General features: G+C 66.9%; 17 protein-coding genes and 3 pseudogenes. 8 read left to right on the forward strand and 12 right to left on the reverse strand.

What is annotated here, in order from left to right; genetic code table 11:
• Positions 1 to 82: 82 nt before the first annotated feature.
• The gene (locus FMQ63_RS17200) at positions 83 to 4,993 is read right to left on the reverse strand and encodes a myxosortase-dependent M36 family metallopeptidase (RefSeq protein WP_011555412.1); all 4,911 of its coding nucleotides are present in this window, start codon (positions 4,991 to 4,993) and stop codon (positions 83 to 85) included.
• Between the two features lie 130 nt (positions 4,994 to 5,123).
• Positions 5,124 to 6,806: an MXAN_5453 family MXYO-CTERM-anchored protein gene (locus tag FMQ63_RS17205; RefSeq protein ID WP_020477838.1), complete on the reverse strand. Its 1,683-nt coding sequence runs from the start codon at positions 6,804 to 6,806 to the stop codon at positions 5,124 to 5,126.
• Between the two features lie 360 nt (positions 6,807 to 7,166).
• Between FMQ63_RS17205 and FMQ63_RS17210 the strand changes: the two genes are divergently transcribed.
• From FMQ63_RS17210 to FMQ63_RS17220, 3 genes are all read left to right on the forward strand, one after another.
• Complete coding sequence (locus FMQ63_RS17210) at positions 7,167 to 7,658, forward strand: hypothetical protein (protein ID WP_141276666.1); 492 nt, start codon at positions 7,167 to 7,169, stop codon at positions 7,656 to 7,658.
• 421 nt (positions 7,659 to 8,079) lie between these two features.
• Positions 8,080 to 9,270: a hypothetical protein gene (locus tag FMQ63_RS17215; RefSeq protein WP_011555408.1), complete on the forward strand. Its 1,191-nt coding sequence runs from the start codon at positions 8,080 to 8,082 to the stop codon at positions 9,268 to 9,270.
• A gap of 257 nt (positions 9,271 to 9,527) precedes the next feature.
• Entirely contained in the window at positions 9,528 to 10,277 is a 750-nt protein-coding gene (locus FMQ63_RS17220; RefSeq protein ID WP_011555407.1) for a ferredoxin--NADP reductase, read from the forward strand.
• A 109-nt stretch (positions 10,278 to 10,386) separates the two neighbouring features.
• On the opposite strand, the gene FMQ63_RS17225 is transcribed toward FMQ63_RS17220, so the two are convergent.
• A complete protein-coding gene (locus FMQ63_RS17225) occupies positions 10,387 to 12,054 on the reverse strand; it encodes a hypothetical protein (protein ID WP_020477836.1) in 1,668 nt (555 codons plus the stop codon).
• 137 nt (positions 12,055 to 12,191) lie between these two features.
• Here FMQ63_RS17225 and FMQ63_RS37995 point away from each other — a divergent pair.
• A pseudogene (locus tag FMQ63_RS37995) lies at positions 12,192 to 12,320 on the forward strand (transposase); the annotation flags it as partial.
• A gap of 741 nt (positions 12,321 to 13,061) precedes the next feature.
• On the forward strand, positions 13,062 to 13,439 hold the full coding sequence (locus tag FMQ63_RS17240; protein ID WP_225909444.1) for a hypothetical protein: 378 nt from the start codon (positions 13,062 to 13,064) through the stop codon (positions 13,437 to 13,439).
• A 3-nt stretch (positions 13,440 to 13,442) separates the two neighbouring features.
• Here the strand turns inward: FMQ63_RS17240 and FMQ63_RS37460 are convergent, their stop codons facing one another.
• On the reverse strand, positions 13,443 to 13,583 hold the full coding sequence (locus tag FMQ63_RS37460; RefSeq protein ID WP_020477834.1) for a hypothetical protein: 141 nt from the start codon (positions 13,581 to 13,583) through the stop codon (positions 13,443 to 13,445).
• A 136-nt stretch (positions 13,584 to 13,719) separates the two neighbouring features.
• Here FMQ63_RS37460 and FMQ63_RS17245 point away from each other — a divergent pair, with 136 nt between their 5' ends.
• Both FMQ63_RS17245 and FMQ63_RS17250 read left to right on the forward strand, forming a co-directional pair.
• Positions 13,720 to 14,004, forward strand: a complete 285-nt coding sequence (locus FMQ63_RS17245; RefSeq protein WP_225909443.1) for a hypothetical protein — start codon at positions 13,720 to 13,722, stop codon at positions 14,002 to 14,004.
• Positions 14,005 to 14,082: 78 nt separating this feature from the next.
• Positions 14,083 to 14,976 carry a hypothetical protein gene (locus FMQ63_RS17250; protein ID WP_141276668.1) on the forward strand — a complete coding sequence of 298 codons (894 nt, stop codon included), beginning with the start codon at positions 14,083 to 14,085 and terminating at the stop codon, positions 14,974 to 14,976.
• Positions 14,977 to 15,037: 61 nt separating this feature from the next.
• Here FMQ63_RS17250 and FMQ63_RS17255 read toward each other — a convergent pair whose 3' ends face one another.
• The 8 genes and pseudogenes from FMQ63_RS17255 to FMQ63_RS17290 form a co-directional block, all read right to left on the reverse strand.
• Complete coding sequence (locus tag FMQ63_RS17255) at positions 15,038 to 15,877, reverse strand: hypothetical protein (protein WP_225909442.1); 840 nt, start codon at positions 15,875 to 15,877, stop codon at positions 15,038 to 15,040.
• Positions 15,878 to 15,921: 44 nt separating this feature from the next.
• On the reverse strand, positions 15,922 to 17,475 hold the full coding sequence (locus FMQ63_RS17260; RefSeq protein ID WP_100248067.1) for a M4 family metallopeptidase: 1,554 nt from the start codon (positions 17,473 to 17,475) through the stop codon (positions 15,922 to 15,924).
• A 169-nt stretch (positions 17,476 to 17,644) separates the two neighbouring features.
• Positions 17,645 to 18,484 carry a hypothetical protein gene (locus tag FMQ63_RS17265; protein ID WP_011555399.1) on the reverse strand — a complete coding sequence of 280 codons (840 nt, stop codon included), beginning with the start codon at positions 18,482 to 18,484 and terminating at the stop codon, positions 17,645 to 17,647.
• 18 nt (positions 18,485 to 18,502) lie between these two features.
• Positions 18,503 to 20,203 carry a M1 family aminopeptidase gene (locus FMQ63_RS17270; RefSeq protein WP_228556443.1) on the reverse strand — a complete coding sequence of 567 codons (1,701 nt, stop codon included), beginning with the start codon at positions 20,201 to 20,203 and terminating at the stop codon, positions 18,503 to 18,505.
• Between the two features lie 148 nt (positions 20,204 to 20,351).
• Positions 20,352 to 21,194, reverse strand: a complete 843-nt coding sequence (locus tag FMQ63_RS17275; RefSeq protein ID WP_225909441.1) for a Hint domain-containing protein — start codon at positions 21,192 to 21,194, stop codon at positions 20,352 to 20,354.
• A 310-nt stretch (positions 21,195 to 21,504) separates the two neighbouring features.
• Entirely contained in the window at positions 21,505 to 21,738 is a 234-nt protein-coding gene (locus FMQ63_RS17280) for a hypothetical protein (protein ID WP_020477827.1), read from the reverse strand.
• Positions 21,722 to 22,719: pseudogene (locus tag FMQ63_RS17285) on the reverse strand (IS30 family transposase). The gene FMQ63_RS17280 and the pseudogene FMQ63_RS17285 overlap by 17 nt, the downstream one beginning before the upstream one ends.
• Positions 22,720 to 22,876: 157 nt before the next feature.
• Positions 22,877 to 23,389 (reverse strand): annotated as a pseudogene (locus tag FMQ63_RS17290) (IS3 family transposase); the annotation flags it as partial.
• Positions 23,390 to 23,612: 223 nt separating this feature from the next.
• Between FMQ63_RS17290 and FMQ63_RS17295 the strand changes: the two are divergent.
• The gene (locus tag FMQ63_RS17295) at positions 23,613 to 24,638 is read left to right on the forward strand and encodes a serine protease (RefSeq protein WP_011555395.1); all 1,026 of its coding nucleotides are present in this window, start codon (positions 23,613 to 23,615) and stop codon (positions 24,636 to 24,638) included.
• Positions 24,639 to 24,825 lie beyond the last annotated feature (187 nt).

Raw genomic sequence — 24,825 nt, forward strand, 5'->3', positions numbered from 1 at the left:
AGGGGGCGCGGCCCTCTTTTTTCATCGGTGCACCCTGTGCGGAGGAGCGAATCCCTCCACCGCGACAGGGGGACGGATGCCGCTACGCGCGTCGCCGGGTGCGAACGGCTCCCACGAGCAGCCCGAACAGGGAGAGCAGCAGCCCAGGCGATGAGCCGCCCGTGCTGGAGCAGCCACCCGAGGAGCCGCTAGAGGACGGCTGCACCGTCACCCCGAGCACCGCCGTGCTGGCGCCGCCGCGGGCGTCCGTCGCGGTGAGCTCGAAGTGCAGCGTCACGGCCTGCTTCACCTCGGGCGCGCGGAACGTCACCTGCGCACCCTCGGACGCGGAGAGGGTGACGGACGGTCCCGCCACCTGCTTCCACCCGAAGGTGAGGGCGTCGCCATCCGGGTCGCTGGACGCGGACGCGTCGAGCGTCACCTGCGCCCCCGACCGAGCGTCACCCACCAGCCGCGGAAGGGCCTGGGGCGCCTTGTTGGCGTGCCGCACCGTCACCGTCGCCGTCATCGGGGCGCTGGACAGCCCGTTCGCGCTGGCGATGGCCTCGAAGCGCAGCACCGTCTCCGCCCGCACCTCGGGGGCGGTGAACGACGGGGTGGCCGTGTCGGCTCCCTGCAGCTCCACCGCGGGGCCCTCCACCTGACGCCACGTCCAGGTGAGGGCATCCCCGTCCGGGTCCACCGCCGTCGCGCTGAGGCTCGCGGTGGCCAGCGGGTCCACCACCTGCTCCGAGCCCGCATCCGCCACGGGCGCCCGGTCGACGTTGCGCACCATCACCGTCACGGTGGCCGTCTTGCTCTGGGCCCTGCCGTCGTTCACCACCAGCGTGAAGGTGAGCTGAGTATCGGCGGCCACCTCGGGCACCTTGAAGCTCGGCGTGGCGCTGGAGCCCGCCTTGAGCGCGACGGCGGGACCGGACGTCTGCGCCCACTTGTAGGAGATGAGCTCCCCGTCCGGGTCGCTCGAGGCGCGGGCGTCCAGCGTCACGGGCTCCGAGGAGAACTCCGCCACCTCCGCCGGCGCGGTCACCACCGCCGTGGGGGCGCGGTTGACGTTGAGGACCCAGGCCCGGACCTGGTGTGCCGCGCTGGTCTCCAGGCCATCGCGCACCACGAGCTGGAACGTCAGGATGGAGTCGTCGGGCACATCCGCCGTGAACGACGGGGTGGCCGTGTCCGCGTTCACCAGGGTGACCGCCGGCCCGCTCACCTGCGTCCAGTGGTAGGTGAGGGGCTGGCCCTCCGGGTCATAGCTGGCGGTGCCGTCCAGCGTGTGGCGCACGAGCTCCAGTGCCCCCGTCTCGGGGTTCCTCACGCGCTCATACACCGGGGCGCTGGGGCTGCCGACGTCGCGCCCGGCGTTGGCCACCGGCCGCTGGTTGCAGGTGGCGCCGTCGCCCTGCTCGTCCACCCGGCCGCTGAAGGGCATGCGCTCCACGTTGGTGAAGCGCACGTCGTCCAGGTCGAAGCCGTACGCGCCCACCGCGGTGTCGGTACCAATGCGGAAGCGGAACTGGACGTTCTTGCCGGCGAACATGTCCGCCAGCCGCAGCTCGGCGGTGGACCACTCCGGGAAGCGCACCGTCTTGCCGTTCTCCTGCGTGACGTTCTGGCCCACCCACGCGTTGCGGTACATCAGCGGGTTGGGCCCCTGCTCGATGTAGCCCGGGGAGCCGTCCGTCGGGTCGATGGAGTAGATGGAGGCCACGCCCATCGCGGCGATGTCGTACCACTGCAGGCCGTCGTGGGTGAACTCGAGGACGGCGCCGTCGTAGTACGGGAAGATGGAGCCGCCGGGGTAGATGTCGGACTCGAACGAGTGGCGGTAGCGGAAGCTGAACGAGAAGGCGCCGGTCTCATTCACCTTCATCCAGGGGGAGATGAGGAAGAGGTCCGCCTGTACTGCCGGGTTGGGCGCGTGCATGTAGCGCCCGCCCTCCGGACCCTGGACCTTCCAGTCCGCCTCGCCGTAGGGGTTGAGCCACGTGGACGAGGTCCATGACGACAGGGCGCCCTCGAAGTCGTCCTCCGCCGCCGCGCCGGGCACTTCGTCGTAGTTCACCCGAGGGTCAAACGTCGTGCTGCTCGCGCTGGCGGGGAGCGAGGGCTCGTCGAAGGTGATGCGCAGGCCGGCGTGTGCGTTCGGCTGCGCGGCGGCCAACCTCACCGGGAGGGTGGCGGTGGCCGTGCCGCCGCGGCCCATCGAGCTGAAGGTCAGGGTGTTGCCCGAGGGGAACTCCAGCGTGGCCGTGCTGCTGGTGGTGGAGACGGTGCCGGAGAAGGCGCCCAGCGAACCGCTGCCCACGTTGCGCACGCTCACGCGCAGCAGGCCCGTCTCGCCCACGTCGAGCACGCCGTCCTTGTCGCAGCCCTCCAGGGCGTCATCGAGCCGCAGGGAGGTGACCTCGATGAAGTTGCCCGCCGCGAAGCTCTCCACCACGCCCACGTGGTCCATGGAGTCACGGTCCGGCGCCTTCGCGCCCATGCCGGCACCGCGCTTGGCGAAGGCCTGGAGGAAGCGCTGGTAGTCGGCCGGGTCGCTCGCGGCGGTGACCGCGAGCAGCGCGTCGCGCGCCTCGAGGAAGGTGGGGGAGACGGGCGTGGCCTTGTACCCGGCGACCAGGTAGTGCTTCATGCGGTCCTGGGCCTCCTGGAAGGGGTGGGCCTGGAGGAGCGACACGTAGCACTCCCAGAGCATGGAGGCCCACACCTCGCCGCTGCTGTGCACGGCGGAGTTGCCGAGGCCCGCCTGACCGTAGGCGAGCGGGTGGCTCGTCGGAAGGGGATTGCCGTTCTCGATGTGCCGGAAGGTCAGCGCGTTGCGGCTCGACGCCAGCGTCGGTGCGGTGGCGTAAGGCGCGCGGCGCACGCCGTAGTAGTAGCCGTCGCCGCCGCCACCGCCCGAAACGTAGCCGCCGACGGCGTAGGCTCCGCGCGCGTAGTCGTCCCCTTCACGCACCACCATCAGCAGCGCGTGCACGTCCGCCCAGCCTTCGCCCATGGAGCGGCCCTGGTTGTTGGTGAGGCCGCTGGCGTTACCGATGAGGCGGTTGCTGATGTAGTGGCCCCACTCGTGGGCGATGATGGTGTTGTCGAGCGTGCCGTCACGGTCCAGGTCCTTGGAGCGGTGCAGGCGCACCTGGACGGTGCTCGCGTTGGCGGCCACCTCCGCCTTCCAGAGGTCCGCCGTCTCCCGGGAGATGGAGGCCACGGGCACCGTGACGCGTGCGTCGTCTCCGCTCATGGAGAGAGGGCCCTCACCGGCATTGGTGTTGGCCACGAGGACCGCGATGGCGCCGGCGTCCTGCGCGTTCAGCGCCTTGGTGACGAAGTCGCAGGCGCCGCGGTCGAGCAGCGCCACGTGGCCGGCGAACGTGCCCGCCTCGAAGGGCGTGCAGCCGAGTGTCCGTCCCGTGGGCGCGAGCACCTGCACCGGACCGTCCAGCGTGTACTCCTGGGCCCCGAAGCGGCTATCCCCGTTCACGTAGGCGCGGGCCAGCGATGCGGGGGCCGTCACCTGGAGGAGGGGCATGCCGTCGAAGACATACATCTGCATGCGGGGCGAGATGCCGTCCGCCGGCGTGGCCATGTTGGCGTTGTTGCGGCCGTTGTAGTCCTGCCCCTCGACGCGCAGCGGGTCACCCTCGATGCCGCCACGGCCGAAGTTCTGCATCTGCGCGTTGCCGGAGGCCTCGTCGAAGCCCGCGTCGTAGTACCAGTCGTGCAGGAAGTTATTGATGAAGAAGAGGTTCACCACCGAGGCCTTCATCTGCTCGATGCTGGAGCCCGGGGCGCGGTGGGGGTCGTAGACGTAGTCGAAGGCGCGCTCACCGGTGATGTCCGCGCGCAGGTCCGCGCCTGGCTGGTAGCCGTCCGGCGCCACCAGGTCCACGTAGGCGTCCACGTTGTTGCCCACGGTCTGCGTGGCGTTGGCGGGCAGCCACGGGTCGTTCCGCGAGAAGGGGCTGTTCTGCAGCTCCACGACGTTGGGCGGAACGTCCAGCGGGGCGTCGTAGCCGTCCAGCTCCTGCCGGGGGAAGGGCGAGCCGGCGGACCCCTGGGGGCCGTCGAACGGGCGGTACGGCGCGGCCGTCTCCGCCCATACAGTGTACCGGTACGTCTGCTCCGCGGCGTGGGCACGCAGGTCATTGCGGAAGAGGACCGCGCCGTCCACGGCCGAGATGACGTAGGAGGTGTAGTCTGAGTCCTTGCTGCTCTTGGGGCCCGCGTTGACCTCCACGTACCAGGCGGGCCGCAGGCCGTCGGGCAGGGTGAAGAAGACCTTCTTCGCGCGCGCGGGAACGACGAGCTGGCCGGGCATCACGGTGCGCACGCCGGGCTCGAAGTCGAACAGCGTGTAGCCGCCGCGGGAGTCCACGGCGATGAATGCGTGCGGCCCCAGCGGGGTGCCGCTCTGGTCCGAGTACGCCGCCGCCACGGCGTCCGCCGCGGAGCGCTGGAAGGCGTTCGCGCCGGTGCGCTGCCGGGCCGCGAGGGTGAGCTCGCTCGGCGCCAGGTAGCCAGTGACGGCCACGGGCGAGAGCGCCTGCGTCATCACCACCTTCACCTCGCTGCGGAACACCTCCACGCCTTCCACCGCCTGGCGGAAGGTCACGATGACGGCGCCCTTGCCCGTCTGGTGTACGGACTGCAACGGCGCGGCGGAGACGTCTTCTCGCTTCAGCCGGTAGAGGTCCGCGACCTGGCCCAGGTAGGCGCGCGCCGCGTCCTCGGGACGGGTGCCAGCGCGGGCCGCGGTCTGCAGGCCCGGGCCGGACTGCATGGACCAGAGGACGGAGGGGACGCCGAGCCGTGTCTCCGTGTGCTCGACTCGCAGGCCGCGGGCATGGGCCTGCTCATCGGCCACGGCGAGTGGCGTGCTGCCAGGCCGCGCGAGGAATGCGTCGAAGTTCGACCGTGGAGCGGCCGAAGCGCTGGTGCCAAGACATGACGCCAGCAGGACATGGGTAAGCCACTGCTTCCTGAGATGCATCGTTCTTCCGGAGAGGAGGGGAGAGACAACGGGGGGCGCGACCCAGACAGGCCGCGCCCCCGACGTTGCGAAGCGGTTGCGGGGTCGCGCCGCCTTCGGGCGCGCCCCTGCGAAAGGGAGGGAGAGGGCGTCAGTCGCGCGGGGGCTGCTCGCGGCGCTTCAGCGAGCGGCGGCGCGTCAGGCCCGCCAGGCCCGCGAGCGCGAAGGGCCAGAGGCCGGCGGCCGAGGTGGACTGGCAGCCGCAGCCGCTGTCCGACTCCGGGTTGGGCTGCGGCTCGGGGGTGCCCGGGCCCGCGTCCGGCGGGGTGGTGCCCGCATCGGGCGTGGTGCCCGCATCGGGCTCGGTGCCCGCGTCGGGCTCGGGGTCGGTGCCCGCGTCGGGCTCGGGGTCGGTGCCCGCATCGGGCTCGGTGCCCGCGTCGGGCTCGGTGCCCGCGTCGGGCTCGGGGTCGGTGCCCGCGTCCGGGGCGTCCGGCGTCCAGAGCGAGGACTGGGCGATGTAGAGGGCGGTGCCCCATTCCACCTGGTCCGTCTCCGGCGGGGCCAGGCCCACGCCGAAGCTGATGTCGCTGTGGCGGTTGATGCTCGGCATGCCGGAGAACACCGGGTTGGAGGGGGTCTCCTGATCCACCCGGGCGTCACCCTTGTCCGAGGGGAGGATGTCGTGCTCGGTGACCACGCGCTTCAAGTTCTCGCCGTCACTCACCCACACCGCGCGGAACCCGTCCGACTTGCGCGTGGCCCGGAAGACCACGTGTCCGCGGTCGTTGATGTCGGGCGGGAATACCTCCACCGTCCCGATGGCTTCGCCGGGCTCGCCCGGCACGTCCATTCCGTTCTGCGCGACCACCTTCAGCTCGTTGCCATCCCACAGGAGGATGGCGGTGCTCTGCCGCCCAGCCGCCTCCAGCAGCGTGGCCTGGATGGCCACCTGGCCCAGGTTGTTGATGGCGGGCTGCACGGCGGCGAAGCGGAAGATGTTGGAGTCCGGGTTGTGCCCGCGCGTGTCCGCGATGACCTGCGACGTCCCATCCGGGTTGAAGATGCGCAGCTCCTGGTACCAGGCGCTGGAGGTGGGCGCTTGCAGGTCCACCGCCGCGGCGATCTGCCCCAGGTCGTTCGCGCCCGGGGAGTAGAGGAACGTGTAGGGGTAGCCCGGGTCGACGTACTTCTCCGCAGCGAGAACCTTCGCGTCGAAGCCACCCGTCGTATTGGGCGTGTACAGCACGTAGGCGTAGCCCGTGCTCAGCGTGACTCGGGCGGCCATCTGCCCCGCCTCGTTCATGACCAGGCTGGACCAACTGGAGGAGCCCAGCGGCGAGCGGACGATCTGCGGCGGCGCGTCTGGTTCGTCCGCGTTCAGCACGTAGATGCCGTTCTTCGACGCGTCATTCGTCCCGGTGACGGCGAAGACCAACTGCCGGTGCGAGTTGAGGCTGACCTCGCCAAGGCGTGCATCCGCTCCCAGGCCGTCAGGGAGCAGGTAGATGCGGCCGCCCTGGCCGTTCTGGCCGTACCAGACGCCCGGACGTCCCTCCCGCGTGATGGCGAGCTGGAAGGCCACCTGCCGGTCCGCGGTGACGGGAATGAAGAAGCTGCCGGCGGAGGTGAGGCTGCCCAATTCGACGTTGTAGGAGCCCTCCTCCGTGTTGACGGCCAGGTTGGTGCGCGCTTGCAACTGGAACGTGTAGTCCGGTAGCTCGGCCGAGGCTGCTCCCGCCAGCAGGAACGCACCCAGCATCACGCCACGCTTCCGGTCGTGAGTGGGGGCGACGGTCCGACGACTGCTCTTCAGCGATGCACCACGAATCATGCGTGCCACCTTTCCAAGGCAGGTAGCCCACCACCATGGAGGGCTGTACTGCCGGTTTCCCGCGCAGGACCCCGTCCCCCCATGGGACCGTCGCTCCGGGCGCGCCGCGCCCGTCACGAGGGCCGCATTCGTCACGGCCTGTTCGCAAAGTTGCTACACACGATTAGCAGGAGCGTCGTTGATTACAAACTGATTCACTCGCAGCGTGCGGCGCGGCAGCGGGCCCGAGGTGTCTGACTCGTGCTGGAACGGGCATTTCAACGGGAATCCGGGCCGATACACGCCACGGAGCGGTGAGAAACCGGAACTGCTGCTCCGACGGATGGCCCGCACTGTTTGTGTGGCGAATGCGCGTTGCAAATGTATCGCCAGTTGCACATGTGGCTGCTTCGAGGTGTCTGGCGCCTGCGCGACGTGTCCCGCCTCCGCCGCATCAGGGGCGGCGCGCTGCGTCGTGTATTCAACGTTCAGGCGTGGTTCTTGATTGAATCGTGGAAGCGTGGACATGGGCGGCTAGCTCTAAAGATCCGCTATGTCTTGAAATGGCATTGGGAGGACGAGAACGTGGCCGTTCTCCAGCGTGGTCGGCTCCTGGGTACGGCGGGCGCACGCACCCCCAAGGCGTACACCGCCCTCGTGGGGCGCAGCGGCTTCAGGCCCCGAGTGCCGAGCAGCAACGGCGCCTCGACTTGCTCCGAGACATCCTCCTGGAACAGGGAGCGACATTCCCATCCGCACCGCGCGCCGCCAGTGGGCCGCATGCTGGCGCTGCGAATCACGCTGCCGGATGCTCCCGAACGCCTCCTCGCCCATGACCAGGTCGCCAAGTCGCGGATGGTGAGCGCAGGCTGAAGGAGCTGCTGGTGAAGGACGCCTCGCGGCTCAAGCGCGGGCGCAACGTTCTGCGCACGGACGTACGGGCGTTGCTGACAACGGACGTATGCGAGCTCGGCAACGCCCCCACCGCCGCTCCCACCGCGGCGGAGGCGAAGAGGCGTCCGGCCCGGCGCACAGCCCGCATGTCATCCTTCAGTGGTCTTTTTTAATCCCGTTGCAACAGTCCGCCTCCTTGCGCTTCGTATGGTTTTCGACTTGTGAAGGGGGTTCGCTAATCTATTGCCCAGGCCGGCATCCCTGCTTTTCGAACGTCCATCTCGCCCGTTGACGGCCAAAGCGCTGCTTCACCTACATCACGTGAATTGGCGTTCACCAGGTCCCGGCGCGTCCGGGCAGAGAAACTCAGACATCGTCTGAGGGGAATCGGAGACACGATATGTCGTTCCCTGTTGTCAAGGCAGCGAACGTGAAGGGAATGGGGTGGAGCGCGGTGCTGCTGGCCGGTCTGGTTGGCTGTGGACAGGAGGCGCGGAAGCCGGCGCCCGAACAGGAAGCCATCGAGGCCGTGAAGGCGCAGGCGCAGCAGCTCCAACCTCCCGCGGGCTGCACCGAAATCACGATGGGGGAACTGGCCAACGGCATCGGGCTGACGCCGACGATGTACTCACCGCAGCCGACGTACCGCGGCAACTTCAACAACTTTGGCGACCCGGCGTTCCCGGACCCGGCGCGCATCCGCCTGGACGTGAACACGGCGCCCGGCGTGTATGACCTGTCCGTGGGTGGAGGCAACACCTTCACCTGTGATCGCTGCGTCTTCGGCTACCAGGATGAGGGCTCGCCCGCGGAGAAGTTCTTCGTCGCCGACGCGGGCACGCTCCTGCTCGCCGTGAAGGTGTCGCCGCAGCAGACCCTTGGCGCGCTGACGAACGTGACGCTGCGTGAGTCGGTGGATGCCCCGCCCCTCAACGCGCCGTACTGGGGCAGCGCGGTGGTTCCGGGCGGCGAGTGCCGGTGGATTCGCTTCGCGACGTGGAACACGGTGCGCCAGGACGGGTGCGACCCTCGCCAGGGCTCGCTGACGGCGAACCTGCCGGACACCACCTGCGTCCCGAATGACTACGTCGCCTCCGACGGCACGCTGGAGCGCGCGCTGGGGACCCAGGTCCAGGGAGAGGCCTGCACGAAGACCGCGGCGGCGAGCGAGTCCGAACTGGCCTCGACGGATTGCGAGCAGGGCTTCGCCTGCACCGACCTGCTGTCGGAGAACGCCCAGTGCCTCAAGACGTGTGACTTCATGGCGCCCAACCCCGGCTGCCCCTCCGGCACCATGTGCGGCGTGTACGGCCTGTGCACCGAGCAGTCCGTCCTCGAGCAGAACGGCTTCACGTTCGACCCCGCGCTGACTGGTGAGATCTGCAGCCTGGAATTCGCGCATTACTGTGGCACCGAGGGCGCGCGTGGTGTGTGTGCCGACCTGAACCGCGACGGCAAGGGCGAGTGCTACCCCTACCACCGCGCCCGCTCCGAGTGTGGCCCGGGCGATGAGCTGGGTTACATGAACTACGCGCTCTCCGGTGGCGGCTTCGACCGCGGCCACGGCTTCTGCTACCACGACGGCCTCTAGCCTTCTCCGCCATTGCCCGGTCCCTCACGTGGGCCGGGCAGTGGTGCCTTCCAGGGCGGCGCCATGAGGGGGAATCTGGCCACACTGTTGCTGGAGGCAGTCGAGCTGGGACGCGGGCTGACTTCCGCGGAGTCACGGCGCCGCGAATGACCCGTGTGCCATCTTGTTGGCCTTGTGCCAATGCATTGGCAAAAAGGACGACAGTCTGGCGGGCACGTGGCAATGGGGACACCACTCACAAGGAGCTAGGCTGAACCATGGCCACTGGTTTTACGACCGAGCGTGTGCTCTCGGTGCAACACTGGTCTGACCGTCTCTTCTCCATCGTCTGCACGCGCGACAGCGGCTTCCGATTCCAGAACGGTCAGTTCGTGATGATGGGCCTCGAGGTCGAAGGTCGCCCGCTCATGCGCGCGTACTCGATGGCGAGCGCGAACTACGACGACACGCTCGAGTTCTACTCCATCAAGCTCCAGGACGGCCCGCTCACCTCGCGATTGCAGAAGGTCGCTCCGGGCGATCAAGTGCTCGTGGGCACGAAGGCGGTGGGCACGCTCACCGTCGCGAACCTCAGGCCGGGTCGTCACCTGTGGATGCTCGCCACCGGCACCGGCCTCGCGCCGTTCCTGAGCATGGTGAAAGACCCCGAGACCTGGGAGCGCTTCGAGCGCGTCACCGTGGTGCACGGCTGTCGCCACGTGAGCGACCTCTCGTACTCGAAGTTCTTCGAAGAGGTACTGCCGAACGACCCGTACCTGGGTGATCTCGTGCGCGAGAGGCTGACGTACTTTCCGACGGTCACGCGTGAGCCGTTCCGCAATCAGGGCCGTATCACCGACCTGCTTCGCGCGAAGCCGCTCTCACCCGAGCACGATCGCGTCGTCATCTGCGGCAGCCACGAGATGATCAAGGAGACCGCGACCATTCTCGAAGGCTTCGGCTTCGAGGAAGGCGACTCACACGAGCGCGGCGACTTCCTCATCGAGAAGGCCTTCGCCAGTCGTTGAGCCCCCGCCACGCCTCATCGAATGACGATGCGGTGCGCCACCTCGCGCCGGAGGGGCACCGGCGGCGGACTCGCGGTTCCACCGCCGGGCACCGGCTTCCCTCACGGTGTCACGGTAGGGAGACCTGGACGGGACCGTGGCCGGACGGCGTGTTCCCGTCTCCGAGCTGGCCGGAAACATCGGAGCCAAAGGCCCACACTGCCTGGTCGTTACGCAGGATGAGTGAATGGCCGCCGCCCGCGAAGACGGACGTGACGCCGGTCAGCCCGGAGACCTGCACGGCGGTATGTCGGTCGGTATTCGTCCCGTCGCCGAGTTGGCGATCTTCGTTCTTGCCCCAGGCCCGGAGGGTGTTGTCGCTCAGCAGGGCCAGCGAATGGTAGCCACCCGCGGCCACGGCGATGGCACCTGTGACTCCGGGCACCTGCACGGGGCTCTCTCGCTGGGTGGTCGTCCCATCACCGAGCTCACCTTTCAGGTTCCACCCCCAGGCCCAGACGGTGCCGTCGTTGCGCAAGGCCACCGAATGGTACATGCCCGCGGCCACGGCGATGACGCCGGTCAGCCCGGGCACCTGCACGGGGAGGGGGCGGCTGACGGTCGTTCCGTCGCCGAGCTCGCCATGGAAGTTGAGTCCCCAGGCCCAGACGGTGCCGTCGGCGCCGAGGGCCAGTGAATGGCCGGTGCCCGCGGCGAGCGCGGTGATGTTGCTCAAGCCAGACACCCGCACCGGGGTCAGGCGATCGGTGGTCGTCCCGTCGCCGAGCTCGCCGCTCCCGTTCATCCCCCAGGCCCAGACGGTGCCGTCGGCGTCCAGGGCCAGCGAGAAGCTGGAGCCCGCGGCAACGGAGATGGCGCCGGTCAACCCGGATACCTGCACAGGGGCGTACTGGGTGGAGGTCGTCCCATCACCGAGCGCGCCGCCGTTGAGCCCCCAGGCCCAGACGGTGCCGTCGGCGCGTGAGGCCAGCGAGTGGGCGTGGCCCCCTGCCACGGCCGTAGCGTCGGTCAACCCCGGCACCTGCACAGGGGCGTGGCGCGTGGCGTTCGTCTCATCGCCGAGCTGGCCGAAGGAGTTGTGCCCCCAGCTCCATAGGGTGCCATTGCCACGAATGGCCAGCGAGTGTGAGACACCACCCGAGACCACGGGGCCCGGGCATCGCGGGGCGGACACCGTGAAGGACTTGGAGGTGGAGAGCCGGGCGTTGTTCGTGACGGTCAGGGTGATGGTGACCTCGGAGCTCCAGAGCACGCAGTGCGGAGCTGTCCACGTCACATCACTCGTCGCGGCGGAGGTCTCCGGACTCCCCAGGGTGCCCGAGCTGGCGTCCCAGGAGAACTGAAGCGGGCACGCCAGGTCATCCCTTCCGGTGACGTGGAAGGTGACCGTCTGCCCGGCCGATACCTGGTGGGCGGACTGCGAGCTTTCGATGAGGGTGGGGACGGTGGGCAGGGGGCCTCCGCCATCAGGATTGCCCGCGTCGGGGTTGCAAGCGTCGGGATGCCCCGCGTCCGGATTGCCGGCGTCGGGGTCGCCCGCGTCGGGGATGCCCGCGTCCGGATTGCCGGCGTCGGGGGCGCCCGCGTCGGGCGTCCCGGAGTCTTGCTGGCCGCAGCCGACGGACGGGTTCGGACAGTCGTTCGTCTTGTCGGGTTCGGAGTCGCCACAGCCGGAGCCAAGGGCCAGCAGTACGGACACCAGCAGGACGTTGACGGGGAGGAAAGGACGCGGAGAGGCCCCCCGGGACGGGAGGATGGAGCCAGGACTTCGGTGCATGTCTGTCTCGGAGCTTGGGTCTAGGAGTACCAACGCACACAACCTACTCGCGAGGCCAGCCTCGTGGCGCGATCGGGTCCCGATAAGTGAGTCCCCCCGCGCACGAAGCGGTGCAATCCGACCAGCCGATGGTGGGGCGCGTGGGCGTGCGCAATGGCAACTACCTGCGCACGTTGGTGACGACAGCGGGGGCTGTGGACGTGGTGGTTCCACGCACGAGGCGCAGTGGCAGCGCGGGGGGAGTGCTGGGCCGCTACACGCGTCGCCCGACGGGAAGGAGGGACTGTTGGCGCCGCCCTCCATGCCCTGTCGGAGGCGTGGTTGCAGCGCTGCACCGTGCATCTCGACATGTCTCTGCTGAAATCAGCCCCCGTCACTTCCGCTGCATGAGGCCGCCAGGGGGGGGCCTCGGGGACGGGCGGTTCCGTGGCCGCTCTCGTCATCGGCAGTATCGACAGCAGGAGCACCCCGCACCTGCGGGGCCACCACATGCAGGCCTCTTGGTGTTGCTGTGGGCGGTGGATGATGGAGGCCGGGCTCGTTACGGACCGGCAGGGTGCTGGGAAGTGGCAGCGGGAGAGCGCAGTGCAGCGGCCTGGCCGGTCTGTGCCCCTGCCCGCTCACGGACGAGTGGAGGACGGCCGCATCGCCTAGCGGATGAAGCACTCGCAGCCGGACGGCACCACGCACCTGCTCTTCACCGGGTTGGAGTTGCTGCGTCGCTTGGCGTCCCTGGTGCCTCCGCCTCGCCTCGGGCAAACCTCACGAGGTTCCACGGTGTCTTCGCTTACCCCGCGAGCGATGTTCCGGACAGGGTAGGGGGATGCAACTCGAATGGCGCGAAGCACACCGGGCCTGCTTGTCTTGCATTCGGGCGGACGGGGCTGCCAAGCCGCACTCATGCGCACGGATACTGGGCACCAGCGTTTCCAGGAGCACAGGACCGGCGATGAATCCCGTGTATGCTCCGACGTTTCCACCACCGTGAGCACAGGGAGGGCTGGCACATGAAGCTGGGCATCAGGGTATTCGGGGGCGTGGCCGTGGGACTGCTGATGATGGCGTGCGGAAGCGTCGCCCCCGAGGTCAAGCCCGAGCCGACGTCGGCGCCGGTGTCTGCGCAGCCGCCTGAGCAGGCTCTGGCACAGCCGTCGGCGTCTGAACAGCCATCGGAGCAGGTTCCGGCACAGCCGCCGGCGAAGCCATGCCCCTACGTCGAGGCTCGGGGGACGTACAACTCGCGGGAGGAGGCCTGTGCGATGTCGCGTCAGCAGGCGCCGCGGTTCTGTGCGGAGCGTGGCGGCGTGAAGTCCATTGGCGATGACTGCATGGCGACGGACGGGCCGCCCTATCAGGGCGCCTACCGTGTCTGCTGCAACGATTGAGCCTCAGCGCCGGGTGGCCGTGACCCAGACGCCAGGCCTGGGCCGCAGGGAGATGGCGGGCGTGGCCTGGATGTCCTGGCGGGCAGAGTTGCTCAGGAGGACGTTCGACTTCGAGGTGTTCGCCTGCGTGAGGTGTGGAGGCATGCTTAAGGGTCTTGGCGTACGTGAAGGGGGCCCCCGGGGTGCGGGCAATTCTGGAGCACCTGGGCATGCCCACGGGATGTGCGAGGTTGGCCCCTCTGCACCCTCCCTCCCCCTCAACAGGGCCCCCATCTCTCTTATGCGTCGGACCGTGCTGCCGGGCTTGCGCGCGCAGTTGGCGACATCCCGGATGGTGACGCCCGAGTACTTCCGCGACGAGCTGCGCTCGTTCAGAGGGGCGGCTTTCAGCTTCGCGCCCACGTTGATGCAGACCACGTTCCTCCGGGCGCAAGCGCGGAGCGAAGACGTCGACCACCTCTACCTGGTCGGGGCGGGGACGCACCTCGGAGCAGGACTGCCCGCGGTGCTGTGCTCCGCCAAGATCGTCGACGCAGTCATTCAGCAAGCCTTCGGCGACGCCTGAGAATGCAATCGTTTTCTTGAAGTGATGGTTGTGTTCGCCCATCGTGAATCCGCTTCGACGTGCCTCGAGGAGGAGACGATGAAGAGAACGATATGGGTGTTGATGGGCATCCTGATCTTCATACCCATCAGGACCGATGCGCAGGTCGCCACACGCTGTGGAGACGATGACAAGCTTCTGCCGGATCAGGTGGTTGGCAGGAATGCATGGGCTCGCAAATGCGGATACATCGACGCCGCGCGCGAATCGATGCTGAACTCCATGAGCTCCTATCAAATCTTCAGCAACGGGTGCTTCAAATATCCTTGCGCGGGCCGCAATTCAAACTGCGCGAACTTCGTCCCGGCTTCGGCGTTCTCTCCCTGTGTCGCTGGCCTCATCAAGATCGGGACCTGCTACGCGGAGGCGCTGACGCTAGCGCGAGCTGAGGCTGGGCAGGCCTGCGGTCCGCCGGACCCTCACGCGCAAGCCGCCGGCGAGACGGCTCAGGGGCCGGGCCTCGTGAAATGGCCTGTTGAGCTGGGCGTCTGCGGGGACTTCATCTGCGGCGTGGGGGAAGACTTCCTCACGTGTCCCGAGGATTGTGGAGTTGCGGAGTACTGCGGGAATGGTTGGTGTGGCCTCTGGGAGAATGAAGCAACGTGTCCGGCGGACTGCCAGTGCGGAGACGGCATCTGCAGCGGCGACGAGAGCGTTGACCGCTGCCCGATGGATTGTGGCTGTCCCGCGCAGTGTGGAAATGGCGTCTGCAACAACAACGAGACCCCCTCTACCTGTCCCGCCGACTGCGGCACCCTCTGCGGAGATGGCGTCTGCAATGGCGGTGAGGACGCCTATACATGCTACCTGGACTGCGGAAGCTTCTGTGGCGATGGCATCTGTGGCTTGGGCGAAGACCGCTGGAGTTGCCCGAGCGATTGTGGGCGGCCTTGCGTTGGGAAGATCTGTCCAGTGCCGGAGATTCCGCTGTAGGCTGAGGACACGTCCCGGCCGGCCCACGGATGCGTTGCGTGGGCCGGCCGGGACACTCGGCCTATAGACCGCTGACGTCCACGTCCTCGCGGATGGACAGACGATAGGCGTCCGCCGCCCACTCATTCTGGAAGCGCACGGACCCCGTCAGGAAGCCTTCCGCGCTCATCACGTTCTCGGTCTTGTTGAGGCTCGCGGGCCGCACGTTCCACACCTGGCCCTTGAAGTTGAAGACGGTAACGCGAGACAGGAAGAGGGTGAGGCCGTTCGAGCCCAGGAGCATGTCTCCCTCCTGGAGGGTATGGGCCTTCACCATGGTGCCGTCGGCGAGGAGCATCGGGTGCTCGGACGTCACTTCGAGGTTGCGGCCGTCCGAGGACTGCAACAGGAAGATGTCCTCCTGCGTGTCTCCCGCCACGAACGAGCGGATGGCCTGGTCCCCGAAGGTCAGCGCGCCGAGCTGCGCGTCCGCGGTAAGCGCCGTCACGTGCGTCGTGCCCGCGGCGTAGGCGTCGGGCACCGGGAGTTGCCGGCCACCGAAGTCCACGCGCTGCGAGGGCGTGAAGCACCCCGCCACGCACGTCCCCAGTCGCGTCAGCCCGGCGATGCAGTTGGCGGATTCGTTGGCGGGGACGTGGAACCTGCACGACGAGCCCGCCGGGACGGCCGGGTACGAGTAGCAGCCGTTGGTGAACACCTGATACTCGGCGTACTCGTTCAGGTAGACCTCTCGCTCGGCGGTGATGAGGCCGCACTTGCGAGCCCACGCGTTGCGCCCGGCTGCCAGTTCCCGCGTGAGGAGCTGGTCGTCCTGGAAGCAGCGGGTTTCGAGCTGTGCGAAGGCGGTGCTGGACAAGGCTGCGGCGGTGACTGCAATCGCAATCAGAAGGTTCTTTTTCATGGTCGGTCCTTTGTTCGGCCTCTGGGAATGATGGGGCGCGGCGCTCACTGCACGCCCACGGCGCTCCAGGCATCGCGCACGGCGTTGACCGTGTCAGTGGGGTAGCGGTCCGCGGCGGCCTGGATGGTCAGGGCTCGGGCCTGGGCCATGGTGGTGTTGGCCGTGAAGTAGAACTGGTTCGCGTAGTAGAAGGTCTGCGCTGCGCGGTTCATCCCCACGCCTGACACGTTGATGGACGTCTTGCTCCGAGGGTGCGTGCCGCCCGTCACGAGCAGCTTGAACGCGAGATTGGGGATGCCGGAGTTCCAGTGCACGCCGCCGTTGTCGGCAGTCCCGACGTAGCGCTCTGGGTAGAAGTCCCGGGAGGAGCCATCCCGGGTGGGGTTGTCCATGTAGCGGAGGGCGTCGCCCGACGTGCCCGGGGTCCAGATGTCCTCGCCAATCTTCCAGACGTCCGCGTCCACGGTGCCGCGCGCCCAGCTCTCGCAGATGGCCGCGGCGATGTCGGACAGGCTCTCGTTGAGGGCGCCGGACTCATTGCGGTACACGAGCCCGGAGTCGTACTGCGTGACCGCGTGCGTGAACTCGTGGGAGACGACGTCCAGATCGCGCCCCAGCTCGCCCGAGTTGAAGTTGTCCCCGTCGCCGAAGACGATCTGCCGGCCATCCCAGAAGGCGTTGACGTAGCGGCTGCCGTAGTGGACGGTGCTGGTGATGGTCGCGCCAGCGTCATCGAAGGAATCCCGCCCGAAGATGGTCGAGTAGCAGCGGTACGTGGTGCCGACGTGGTCGTAGTTGTCGTCGATGTGGCCATCACCGGTGGCGGCGCCGCCCTCCTGGCGTCGCAGCGTACCGGGGAGGTTGCTGCCGTTGCCCGCCGAGTGGATCCGCCGGTTCTGCGCGGCGTGGTACTGCGGATGAACGTCCAGGACGCTCCCCGTTGCGGCGTCCACATAGACGGTGTCGCGCGCGGGGGCGTCGTCACGCTCGCCCTCGCGGACGAGCTCGTAGGCCAGGAAGAGTGAGCCCTGGGCATCCAGGAAGTACACCAACTGGGTGGTTCCCATCGACTTCATGTCAGGCAATCCATTGACGGCCGCCGCCATCGCCGCGTCGGGAGAGACGCGCGAAAGCGAGCTCGGAGCCTGGGCGCCCCTGGCGGAGCCGTTCACCGCGAAGATCTGGCCGGACGTGTCGACGTGGACGATGAGCTCTCCACCCACCACGCGCAGTCCCTCGCGCACCTGGTCATACCTGACGTGAGTCAGCCCCACCTCATCCACGCGAGCGGAGCGGACGCGTAGCTCCTTGGGGCTCAGTCCGAACCGCGAGGCAACGCCTCCGAGCACGGGCTTGAGCGCCTGGTCCGCGGCGAGGGTGAGGTCCTGGCCGCGCAGCCCGGAGAGGGACTGCGGTGCGGAGATGGCCCCGAGCCGTCCCCGGATGATGGCGGAGCCATTGCCCAGCTCCATGTTCGCCTGCCCCATTTCCGACACATCCGCGGAGCCCGGGCTCCCCGCGTCGGGCAACTCACCGCACGCGGAACCGAGGGCAACGAGGCACACTCCCGCCAGACTGCGAGTCCAGTTTGTCGTCACGATGTTCTCCCTTGCTTCAGGTGGGGACTGCTCTGCTACGGCTCGAGGCCAGGACACACGAAGGGCGTGCCGTCCGAGACGGAAGACACCACCTGGCCTGAGTGGGGATGCCGCCCGGACACAACGGGCGGCTGCTGCGCGAGCGGACAACGCTCGTAACCGGTCCTGCTCAGAGGTGCCGCGTCAGTCGCTGGACCTCTTCATACGAAGCGCCCGACTCATGAAGCCCCGCGAGCAGCGCTTCGCGTAGCAGGCTTCGAAGCTTCGGGTTGTCCAGCCGCCCGAAGGCGTCGACCGCGGCCTGCCGGTCGATCTGGGCCAGTTTGAAGAAGAGGTCGTACTTCTCACCCACGAGCCCCTTCTTGGCGACGTCCGACAAGGAAGGGTCGATGGGCGAGGTCGCGAGGGCAAGCATTGCCGCACGGGCCGAGTCGTCCTCCGGTGCGAGCGTGTGGAGCAGATCGATCATGGCCATGCGATCCAGCACTGTCTCCGGACGTTGCTCGGTGAAACGGGTGTCATCAGGAAGCGCGGAGAGGCTGCGGGTGTCGGCGAGCGCGTCCTGTAGCGCCGCGACATTTTCCACCCCGTGATTCGCCAGCTCCTGGATGAAGGCTTCCTCTCGGAAGAAGACGTTGAAGCGGCCCTCCCGATAGCTGCGCGCGGCCTTCTGGATGGCATCCCGGCGCGTCTCCTCGATACCGGTATCGGGCGCAGGTGGTGGCGCCGCCTCACCTGGAAGCGGTCGCGTGAGGGGACGCAGCTCGCGGCCTGGCGGCGCGCTGGTGGGCACCGTGGCCTTGGCGGTGATTCGAGCCGGCTCCCCGGCCAGGGCGCCGCTGGAGGCGCCGGGGCGCGGCGGCATGCCATCATCGGGAGGCGGTGTTCCTGGCCGTCCTCGCATCAGCGCGGTGTAGAGCGCTGCCGCGGAAAGGATGACGAGAGCCACGGCGGGCGCCGCCCATCGGCCAGCAAACGCCTTGCGGTGGGGCTGAGCATTGCTTTGCATGAAGGCTCCTCGGATGGCCTAGAAGATCCAGTGTTGAGGGGGGGCTTCAAGGGGAGACAGGCTGGCATTGGCGTTCCAGCTCACGACCCGGTTCTCAGGGTCGACGCCAATCGATTTGACGTCTTCCTCGAACGGCACGGACACGGTGATGGTGCCCGTCGTGGGGTGCAGACCAAAGTCGATGGGCACGTCCAGCTCCTGGGTGTCGCCCTTCAGCCGGATCACCACCTTCGCCGGGTAGAGCTTCCCAGGTTGCAGGGCGGACTGCGTCACGGTCAGGCTCAGCTCTCCGTTGGCTCGAACTGCATCCGTCTGGAAGGTGGGCCAATCGGCGTCTCCCGTTCCGTAGACCCAGGCCTGGAAGTAGTCGCCCAGGTCTTCTCCGGAGGCCTGCTCCAGCGCGCCTTGCAGCTCTGCCACGCTGCGTGCACGGGGGGGCCCGGACAAGAAGTCCGTGATGGCGCGGACGATGGTCTCCTGACCGCCTGGCAGCAGGTCCTCGAGCTGAACGAAGAAGATCATGGAGCCGGTGCCATACGTCTCTCCCGCGAACGTCAGGAACGGCACCGGATTGTCAGACGTCCCCGGGTAGTACATCGCGGTGCGCGCCAGGCGATCCCAGTGCGCGCGTGTCTTGGCGGCATCCGCAGGCCACTTCGACAGCTCGTAGACGTAGGTGAGGTACTCGGCGATGCCTTCCTTCCAGGAGAAGTCCGTGGCATGCGCCATGGTGATGCGGTTGCCCGCCCACTGATGGATGATCTCATGCATGAGGACGTGACGCGTCATGTTTGCGTACTCCCTGTTGGGGAGGTCGGGCAGGGTGTCACGCAGAATGATGTTGGCGGGGTGTTCCATTCCCAGCCAATGCGTCGGCGCGCCTGCGATGCGCAGCTCCTGGCCATACGGAAGCGGTCCCAGGAGATTCTTGGCCCACCTCAGAAAGTCGGTCATTTCCGGCTTGGAGAGTGACCGGGCGAGCCGCCCACTCTGGGTTTCGAAGAAGATGAGCTTCGTTCCATCGACATTGAGCCACTCGGTGCGGTTCCAACCAGGGTTCGAGGCGATGGCGAAGGCCGAGTAGGTGGGCGCCGGCGTCTGTAAGAGCTCACACCGCGTATGGGTTTGGCTCACCTGCGTCCGTTGTCCCGGGCACAGCGTGAGCTCGCCGCGGGCGTGGGTCACGTCGAGCACGAATCTCGCCTGGCTCGCGGGGGAGTCGTCGCACAACCCGAAACGATCACACTGCTCGACCCAGCCCAGCAGGTACGAGAACACCGTGTTGTCGCGAGCTTGCGTCCGGGTGAAGCCTACCGGTGTGAAGTCGTAGGTTTGCTCCGGGACGAGGAATCGGCCTTCGAGAATGATTTGTCCCGCATAAAGCGAGGGGCCACAGATGCGGAGCGAGCCGCCATCCTGCTCGGCATCGACGGGCGCTGCCCCGTTCCAGCGGAGGTCGCTGATTCCCGTGGGGGCATGCAGGGTGACGCAATCCCCGCCCGGGGGCGCGACGTTGAGATTGAGCTTGGAGTGCGCCTCGCGCGTGCCGAGGTTGAAGGCGTAGTGGTACTCCTGAACGTCCGTTGGAATGTCGCCAGGCAGGACGATGCTGCCCCCTGAATCCTGGATCGGGACGAGGGCGTTCCTATCGCTATCGCAGCCCACCACATTCATGAAGAGCGGGGCTACCACCAGGGTGACACGCAATCCGCGAGTCATGCAGGAAGGGAAGAGCGTCTGAGGCACAGGTGTACTCCAGGAAATGCGCCGGGTGGCGTGCGCCACGCCGGCGCGGAACGCATGCATGCAACCGTCTCGCCGTCAGGCGGCGCTGACGGCGGACAGCATGCGATGAGAAGGGAATGGGTCAGAGTCCGTCGACGTCGAGCGCTTCGCGAACCGTCAACCGGAAGTAGTCATTGGCCCACTCATTCTGGAAACGGACGGAGCCGGTCATCAGCCCCTCCACGTCCAGAACGTTCTCCATCTTGACCTTGCTCTGGGGCTTGACGTTCCAGACCTTGCCCGTGTAGCGGAAGACAGACACCTGGGTCAGATCGACCTTGCGGCCGTCGACCCGGAGCAGGGTGTCGCCCACCTTGAGCGTGTTGGCGCGGACCATGACGCCATCGCCGTTCACCATGGGGTGTTCGGACGTTACCTCCACCTTGTGGCCATCCGCCGTCTGGAGGACGAAGATGTCTTCCACGGTGTCGCCCGCCACATAGGATTGGATGGGCTGCTCGGCGAACTCCGGCCGCAATAGGGTTGCATTCTGGGTGAGGGCCGTAACGGACGTGACGCCCCCTTGGGGTGCATCCTCAATGGGCCAATACCTATCGTCGAACCGAAGCTCTTCGCGGGCGGTATAGCATCCCACCACGCAGGTTCCGAGGAGCGCTGGCGTGAAGGTGAGGCAAGGCGCCGACTCGGTGAGAGGGACGCGGAAGGTACATGCAGTCCCGGTCGGGTGATTGGGGTACATGTGGCAACCATTGGCAAAGATGACGTAGTCGCCAAATGAGTTGTAGCCCGCTTCACGCCGGGTATCGATATAGCCGCACTTTCGCGCCCAGGCGTTGCGGCCCTGGGCGTCGACTGGATTGATGATCTGGTCGTCGTTGAAGCATCGGGTCTCGACTTGCGCGAGAGCGGACGAAGACGCTGATAGGAGAGCGACGAACACCAGATGCGCGAATTTGATTCTCACGTGAGCATCACCCCTTTGTTTAGGTGCCGAAGCACCGGCACATCCTATAATCCCGAACTTCACTGGGAGTAAATAGGAATTGTGCCTGGGAGTGTCCGCTCATGCGCTGGTGTTGTTGTATGTTGTTTGTTTGGAAATTTTCAGAAAAGCCCATCAGGGATGGTACTTAGATCGGCTGTCTTTGTTTGGATGGCCTGGTCCAATGGCTGGCTGGCCGTCGTGCCGCGGGCGGCAACGCTGTGGTGCCTTCTCAGCCCCTCGTCGAGGCGTTGCGCGCGAAGCGAGGTGAGGCGGGGCGCTCACACCCGCCTCACCTGCGCGGGAAGTGCGGGTACACGTCCTCTTCGAGCACCTTGCGCAGCTTGGGGAAGTTCAGGGCCCACTTCACGCCCAGCCGCCACGGGGCGAACAGAATGGGCGGGACACGGGGGCGCAGGGTCTTGGGCCACTCCTTCCTTGACATGCTGCACGTAATGCCCTGCTGCTTCAGCAGCTCGCGGTAGTCATCGCTCGCGTACTGCTCGGATTCAAGCGGTCGTCGCAACGCCGTTTGGTTGAAGTAAGTATAGATAAGAACTGAGAGCCTCGGCAGGTGTTTTCCAGCCAAGCGTCTTGCGTGGCCGGCTGTTGAGGGCAAGGGCGACAGTGGCCAACTCCGCACGAGAGTAGCGGGACAGGTCCGTCCCTTTCGGGAAGTACTGACGGAGCAGTCCGTTGGTGTTCTCGTTCGTGCCTCGCTGCCATGGACTGTGCGGGTCACAGAAGTAGATGGCCAAGCCCGTGTCGGCGCGCAGGAGGGCATGCTGAGCCATCTCGGCCCCTTGGTCCCACGTGAGTGTCCGGCGCATCCGCTCCGGCAACGTTGTGAGCGAGGAGGTGATGGCACCTCGGACCGCTTCGGAACCATGTCCTGCCGTCGCAGTGCGCCGCGGTTTTGTACGTAGAGAGCCTGGTAGATGGCCTCGTGGGAGACCCTCATCGACGCATCCACGGGGAAGTCCACTCGAAGCCTGTTGGCAATCTGCTCTGGACTCCAGGCGGTCGCCCAACGTCGGTCTTTTCGTGGCCCGTGGCGCCGCCCCTTCCATCGCACTTCTGGGCCGGGCACTGCCGTCCCGTCAGTAGCGGTAAGTACTCCGGCCAGTCGCTCCTGCACGTACCTTCGCAGCGCGCCGTTCGCGGCCAGCTTCGCGACCTTTGGGCGTTGTGCACGTCGGTCCGCGTGCCACTGGGCGGTCGTAGCGCGATACTCCAGGGCACCGCCACGAGTTGCCGCATTACGACGCAACTCCCTCGAGATGGTCGAGGGTGAACGACGGAGCCGGCGAGCTATCGCGCGAATCCCAACGTGCTGGGCGTGCAAAATCGCGACTTCTTCTCGCTCGGCAAACGACAGGTACCGCCCCGACAACGGGGCCAGACTTCGTGACGGCATGCCTCCACTCTCTCGGAACCACCTGCATCCCACCACTGGAGATACGCCGGCCACCCTTCCAGCATCTTCGCTCGAAAGTCCGCGGGCGATTGCTTCCCAGAATCATTGTCGGTGCTCACGCCGTCCCACCGGCGGACGCCCAGGCGACGACATAGGCGGGCGTCCAGCACGGTCAGCCCGTCGACTCTTGTTGTTCCCCATCGCAACTCCTCAACGTCGAGTGTTGCGACGACCCGTTGAATCCACCCTGGCTGCCTCGGTCCGAGTGGTGGAGGTCCTGCGCGGGGCGGTTGAGCAGTGCCATGCTCAGTGCGGCCAGCACGAGCTGACGGTCGATGGGGTCGCTCATCGCCCAGCCCACCACCTTGCGGCTGAAGAGGTCCAGCACGACGGCCAGGTACAGCCATCCCTCTGCCGTCCAGACATAGGTGATATCGCCCACCCATTTGCTGTTGGGCTTGTCGGCGAAGAAGTCGCGCGCAAGCACGTTGGGGGCGATGGGGTGCGGATGAGCCGAGTCCGTCGTTTTCACGAAGCGGCGTCGAGGCCGGGCGCGCAGCCGCTTCTGCCGCATCAGACGGGCCACCCGCTTCCTGCTGAGGCGGGAGCCTCGGGCCTTCAACTCCTGGAACACGCGCGGGCTGCCGTAGCGGCGTCGACTCGCCTCGTGGACGGTGGCGACGACCTTCGTCAACGAATCGTCTTTCGCCTCGCGCGCGGACTCCGGCCGGCTGGCCCACGCGTAGTAGCTCGCGTCACTTGCCGACATCGGACACCCTTTCCACCACATCTCGGGTGTCCACGGAGCCGGGGCAGGCTCATCGTTCCTGCCTGGGTCGCCCTGCGCACTAAACTGCTGGGTACGAACTGTCTCACTCACGTTGGCAGAGAGGGGGACGGCTGACGCGTCATCCCATCTCTGCGAGAGCTCGCTGACGTGTCAACGGCGCGCCGTGAGTCGAATGCGCTAGGGATTCCTTTGGTTGAGGCATGGCATGTGGCTTGCTGTTGGCATGTGTCTCATGAGCAAGGAGGGCGCATTGCGCTTCGTGAGTGGAGTGATTGTCGCGGTCAGTCTGTTGGGATGTGGTGGTCCGGAGCTGGAGAGGCAGGACGTCGAAGCGACGGGTCGCATGGACCAGGCGATTGTGGGAGGGGTCGAGGCACGTCCTGGGAGTCATCCGTGGATTGTCAGCCTGCAGCAATACAACGATCACTTCTGCGGTGGTTCTCTCATCAGGGTTGGCAACAAGGAGGAGAGCGATATCGTGGTCACGGCTGCCCATTGCGTCTACGACGGAACATCCGGATTGACTGTCGTCGCTGGGGCTCATGATTTCAATCGCCCGTCGTCCTCGCAGCAGGCTGTCGTCGCGAGAAAGACTGTCTACCATCCAGAGTACAACCCGGATACGACGGCGAACGATGTCGCGGTTGTCGTGCTCGACAAGCCCATCAAGTTCACCTCCACGGTACAGCCTGTGTGTCTCCCGGAGGATTCGTTCTCGGTGAGCGGTGCTTCGTGCGGCAAGAGCAGTGTTGTCATGCGCCCCAACCTGGTCGCGAAGTCCCCGTTGGCTGAAACGTCGCTCAGCCCTGTGGGGCTCTCGTCGGTGGGTGCGGATGTCCCGGATGGTACGATGATGGTGACCGCAGGATGGGGTCTTATCAGGGAGGGGGGATACGATACATCCTCCATCTTGATGCAGGTGTGGGTTCCCACCGTGAACTCTGAGACCCTGAAGACTGCGTACAAGAAAGAAGGCATCACCATCGATCCCAATGTAATGCTCGGGGCTGGGTACATGTCAGGGGGGAAGGATAGCTGCCAGGGGGACAGCGGAGGGCCGTTGGTCGCTCAGGTCGGTGGCCGATACGTGCTCTACGGAATCACGAGCTTCGGCGTGGGCTGCGCGAGGCCGGGCTTCCCTGGTGTCTATGCCCGGGTCTCTGAGTTCCGTTCCTGGATCAATACGCAGGTCAAAGACAACAGCCGCTCGCGGTACTGATGATGCGCTGGGGTTGGGCGGTTTAAGGGGGCGATGAACGCCTTGGCGGAGCGCGCGGGCAGCTTCTCGTGGGTGATGAGCGGATCCGCGAGGAACCGCTCCTTCTCCGGGCCGTCGTGCAGGAACATCTGGCTGTCCAGGTCCTGCGCGGCCTGTCCACCGGCCTGGAGCATCACTCGGGCGGCCC

The sequence above is a fragment of the Myxococcus sp. CA005 genome (assembly GCF_006518205.1).
Classification (GTDB): Bacteria; Myxococcota; Myxococcia; order Myxococcales; family Myxococcaceae; genus Myxococcus; species Myxococcus xanthus.